Source organism: Flavobacterium sp. (assembly GCF_035760125.1).
Taxonomy (GTDB): domain Bacteria; phylum Bacteroidota; class Bacteroidia; order Flavobacteriales; family Flavobacteriaceae; genus Flavobacterium.
This window is the reverse complement of record NZ_DASTTN010000015.1, coordinates 1-5,375: the sequence shown is the minus strand read 5'-3', so window position 1 is coordinate 5,375 and position 5,375 is coordinate 1. Positions and strand designations below refer to the sequence as shown.

Annotated in this window: 4 protein-coding genes; 2 read left to right on the top strand and 2 right to left on the bottom strand. The window is 33.5% G+C overall.

Translation table 11 applies throughout. The features are described 5' to 3' along the window. Nucleotides 1-260 precede the first annotated feature (260 nt). Nucleotides 261-1,280 (top strand): LacI family DNA-binding transcriptional regulator, encoded by a 1,020-nt coding sequence (locus VFS71_RS00575; RefSeq protein ID WP_326398725.1) that lies wholly within the window; start codon nucleotides 261-263, stop codon nucleotides 1,278-1,280. 88 nt (nucleotides 1,281-1,368) lie between these two features. Continuing rightward, the gene (locus tag VFS71_RS00570) at nucleotides 1,369-2,391 is read left to right on the top strand and encodes a LacI family DNA-binding transcriptional regulator (protein ID WP_326398724.1); all 1,023 of its coding nucleotides are present in this window, start codon (nucleotides 1,369-1,371) and stop codon (nucleotides 2,389-2,391) included. A gap of 237 nt (nucleotides 2,392-2,628) precedes the next feature. Here VFS71_RS00570 and VFS71_RS00565 read toward each other — a convergent pair whose 3' ends face one another. Continuing rightward, entirely contained in the window at nucleotides 2,629-4,575 is a 1,947-nt protein-coding gene (locus VFS71_RS00565) for an OmpA family protein (protein WP_326398723.1), read from the bottom strand. Between the two features lie 11 nt (nucleotides 4,576-4,586). Further along, a partial coding sequence (locus VFS71_RS00560; protein ID WP_326398721.1) for a type IX secretion system membrane protein PorP/SprF occupies nucleotides 4,587-5,375 on the bottom strand: 789 nt, incomplete at its 5' end.

Here is a 5,375-nt window from a genome sequence, read left to right as displayed (position 1 = left end):
TATACGACAAGTGAATAACTTATTAAAATTCACACAAAACACTGAAAGTTAGCAAAATAATTTCAATAGAAAATCAACATAATATTTGATACTTTTTTCACCAATTGATTCTAAACCAATTTTAAAAAAACATCTGATATTTTAAGAAAAGGTAATTCTAAACTGTTTCTTGAAAAATGAAAATACAATAAATAAGTTGTATGTTTGTTTTTCAAGAAACAGTTTTTTTTAATTAGATTTTAAAATTTGGAGTTACTATTATGAAAAACGCCACACTCAAACAAATCGCTGACCAGCTAGGCATCTCTATCACTACTGTTTCAAAATCGATCAAAAATTATCCAGATGTAAGTCCAGCAACAAAGAAAAAAGTTGTTGATTTAGCTACCTCTTTGAACTATACCCCAAATAGTTTTGCCGTAAATCTTAGAACCAAAGAATCTAAAACCATAGGAGTAATCATACCAACTGTTGATTATCACTTTTTTTCTAAAGTCTTTCAAGGGGTATTGGAAGAAGCCGAGAAAAGAAATTATTTAGTTATCATTTTGCGATCTAATGAAAAATTAGAAATAGAAAAAAAGCAACTTGAATTATTATTAAGCAAAAGAGTTGATGGTATTATTATTTCTCTATCCAATGAAACTGGTGAATTCGATCATATAAAAAACATATTGGCCCAAAATATCCCTTTAGTCCTTTTTGACAAAATTGCCAAATTGGTTAATTGTTCCAAAGTAACCATAAATGACAGAAAGGCGGCTTATGATGCAACTTCGTATCTAATTAAAAAAGGCCGCAAAAAAATTGCCCATTTTCGCGGATCCTATATGCCTCAAAATTCAATTGATCGATTTTTAGGATATAAAAAAGCATTGGAAGATCACAATATTCCTTATGACCCATCCTTAATTTATGTTTGTGACAACAATACCGACTTAGAAGATGGTTATGCAAATGCTATAAAAGCCATAGCAGAACATCCTCATTTGGACGGAATTTTCACTGTAACCGATATGGTTGCTGTCGGTGTTCTCAAATATTTAAATGAAGTAAGCATCCCAATGCCAAAACAAATTGCCATTGTTGGATTTTGCAATTCATTTGTAACCGAAGTAACTACCCCAAAACTTTCCACAGTTGACCAACCAGGATTTGAAATAGGCAAAGTTGCTGCATCAATTTTGTTTGATGAAATCAATTCAAAAAAGAGAAATGAGCCCATCATTTTTCAATCCATAGAATTAGGAACATCTATTCTAGAAAGAGAATCTACTTAATTGATTATTGAATTATAATTAATATATTGCAGAAGCATTTTTTAACTAAAACAATAATTCCAAACTTAATTTAGCCTCGATTTGAACTATGAAGGACATTACTCTCAAAGAAATAGCGACTACTTTAGGAATTTCAATCACTACCGTTTCAAAAGCTTTAAAAAACTACCCAGATGTAAGTGCCAAAACCAAACAGGCGGTAATTGACCTTGCTCAAAATTTACATTACACGCCTAATAGCTTTGCTGTAAACTTACGAACGAAAGAATCCAAAACCATAGGTTTGATTATTCCGGAGGTAATGCATCATTTTTTTTCTAATGTGATTAATGCCATTATAGATGAAGCTGAAAAAAATGGCTATTTGGTTATCATTCTACAGTCAAATGAATCTATTGATTTAGAAAGAAAACAAGTGGATTTATTAATTAACAAAAGGGTCGATGGTATCTTGATGTCTTTGTCCAACGAAAGTAATTATGACGATCATATCCAGCAAATCATAAATAGAAAAATTCCTTTTGTAATGTTTGACAAGATAACTAAGTTGGCTTATTGTTCTAAAGTTATCATAGATGACCAAAAAGCTGGATTTAAAGCTGTCCAACATTTAATAAATATCGGATGCAAAAAAATAGCTCATATTCGTGGACCGCTTAATCCGCAAAATTCAATTGACCGCTTTATTGGATACAAAAAGGCATTGGAAAAAAACAATATTCCGTACGATTCAAACCTTGTTTATACTTGTGATAAAGTATCATTTCAAGAAGGTTACGATTTTACTGCACAAATAATAAAGGATCATCCAGACATAGACGGTATCTTTGTTATCACTGATTTAGCCGCATCGGGTGTTATATCGTATTGTAACGAAAATCAAATTAAAATACCACACCAAATTGCTGTAATTGGTTTTAGCAATTGGTTCATGTCTCAAGTAATTTCACCAAAATTAAGTTCGGTTGACCAACCAAGTCATCAAATGGGAGTTGCATCATTTAATTTATTATTGGAAGAAATGAATGCCCATAGAGATGAAATTCCTTTTACACCGAGAACCATAGAGCTAGAAACTGATATTATCATACGAGAATCAACTATTAGATAATTACTCTTTGTCACTTTCTAAATTTAAGTTTGGTCTAGGTATGGAATTCGAACCCCAAGTCTTAATAAATAGAAATTTCCCTCTACTTCAAATCATGAAATTTAAATCTAAAAACAATTGAACTTATTTCAAAATTTAAAGCAAAAGAAAATTATATCTAATCGAATGATCACATAAAAAATCCCTTCCTTCTGAGATCTTCAGAAAGAAGGGATATTCTATTAATATCTTAATCAACTATTCGTGCATCGAAACAATAATAAATTCACTTCTTCTATTGGCTTGGTGCTCTTCTTCGGTACATTTCACCCCATCTGAACAATGGTTTACCAACTGAGATTCTCCGTAACCATTCCCTATTAATCGAACTGAATTAACACCGTTTTTCACTAGCCAATCCACTGTTGCCTTAGCTCGCTTATCTGATAATTTATCATTGTACTTAGCCGTTTGACGACTATCAGTATGCGACCGAACTTCAATTTTCATCTCTGGATATTGTTGCATGACAGCCAATACTTTGGCCAATTCATAAGCTGCATCTTTACGTATGGATGATTCATTCAAATCAAAATAGACAATCGGAATATTTAATGTTTTGGCTAAATCAGTCCCTACACCTACTGACTTAATGCGTCGCTCTAGCATCACAGGAAGGTCTTTACTACCAGATAAAATTTTAGTTTTAACAGAAATTTCATTGGTTTGATATTCGTCTTTCTCTCCTCTTACATAATAGATTTTACCGCAATCTACCGGAAAACTGTAACGTCCTTGTGCATCGGTTTGAACCACTTGAATCGGTTTAAAGTTAGCATCAAACAAGCTCATCTTGGTATTGATCAATATTTGACCTGAATCCAAGTCGGTTACGACACCTGAAAGCGTTTGTTCGCAAGTCAATTTTTTATTCTCCACAAATCGATAAATATCATCGTAGCCTTTTCCGCCCTCTCTATTTGAGGTAAAAAAACCGTTTCTGTTTTTACTGTTTATTAAAAAAGCAAAATCATCCTGCTTACTATTAATCGGTTCACCTACATTTTGTATGCCATAAAAGCTATTATCAGTTCCGATTTTAGCCACAAAAACATCCAGTCCACCTAAACCTGGCCTACCATCGGAGGCGAAATACAATTCATTATCGCTGGAGATAAAAGGAAAGGTTTCTCTACCCTCCGTATTGACTTCAGCGCCAAGATTCTCAGGAACACCATAGCTGCCATCATCATTTATTTTGACTCTAAACAAATCAGATTGCCCTAATGCTCCAGGCATGTCCGAAGCAAAATACAATATTTTTTCGTCTACGCTTAAGGCAGGATGAGCTACACTGTACTCATTGCTACAAAATGATAATTCTATCACGTTACTCCACTTTCCATCGTCATCCAGAGTAGCTTTGTAAAGTTTGAGTAAAGTGTTTTTATTAACATCTCTACCTCTTTTGCCATCCAAAAAATTGTTTCTGGTAAAGTACATAGTTTTCCCATCTTTTGTAAATACTGGCGTCGATTCATTAAACTTGGAATTGATTTTGCGTTCGAAGCGTTCTGGCTTTCCCATTTCCCCATCGGGTTTAATCTCTGACAAATATAGATTGGTGAACGATTTATTAGTCCATTTAAATACATTCTTAGCAACTCCACCAGTATCTCTGGCAGATGCAAATACTAGTTTGCTTCCGAAAAACGAACTACCATAATCTGAAAATGCCGAATTTACTCCTGCATCAACTACTTGGAAACGATCTGAATTGGCTTTTATCTCTTCAAGGTAATTCTTATTGTCTTTGAACAATATACCTCTTTTATCGTCAACTTTTTTTTGGTTGAACTGATTCAACATCTGGTCGGCTTTAGCATAATCACCATTAGATTTTAAAGCCTGGGAATAACGATAAAAATACTCCGGCTCTTGATTAGGATATAAAGTAAAAAGTTGTTCATACCACTTTAAAGCCTGTGAAAATTCAGCTTTAAAGTAATAAGAATTTCCTAATTTTTGAAACATTTTCTCGTCTTGATACCCTTTTGCCGCAACTTTTTCATAATTATCTATTGCGTCTACATAGGCAAAACGATCATAATTTTTTTCGGCTCTGGTTACTGCTGACTTTTGGGCAAATCCGTTTAAAAAGAAAATACTCAAGAACAGACTATATAATAAATTTTTAATTTTCATAAGTGTCGGTTTTAGAAGAATCTCGGGGAGATAATTTTGTCGTATTTATTAAACAATTCGTATCGTAAAAAAATTTCATGGGAACCGGAATTGTATTCTGCAAATTCAGTGGTATCGAAATCATAACTGTATCCAATAAACCATGAATCGCTGGCCTGAAAACCAACCATGGCACTCATAGCGGCACTCCATCTATAAGCCAATCCTGCGACAAATTTTTCGTTCATCATAAAATTAGCTGACACATCTACTTGCAAAGGAGCACCTTGAACATATTTAGCTTCCATAGAAGGCTTCAATTTTAAACTTGGGCTCAAATCAAATACATATCCTGCAATCAAGTAATAATTAATTTTCTCTGTCGCGACGTGGCTTGAAGAACTTGAAGTTGCTGACTTATCAAAATGTTCGGTTTCAATCAAATTTGGTGCCGAAATTCCGATGTAACTATTATCAGAATGTAAATAGAATCCAACTCCGATATTAGGTGAAAATTTATTATCGATATTATCTTGATAAGCATTTGGGTCGCCAGGTTGATACGTAAGTTTACTAAAATCTACACTTAACAAATTGGCACTGGCTTTTAATCCAAAAGAGATTTTATACCTTTCCGATGCTGGTATTGTATATGAAAAATCTGCAGCAATATTATTCTCTGTAGAAATTCCAATTTTATCGTTTACAACAGACAACCCTAATCCTACTTTACTTTCATTTAAAGGAGTATTGACAGAAAAGGAATTCGTCACTGGAGCTCCATCTACTCCAACCCATTGATTACGGTGCAGAGCAAAAAT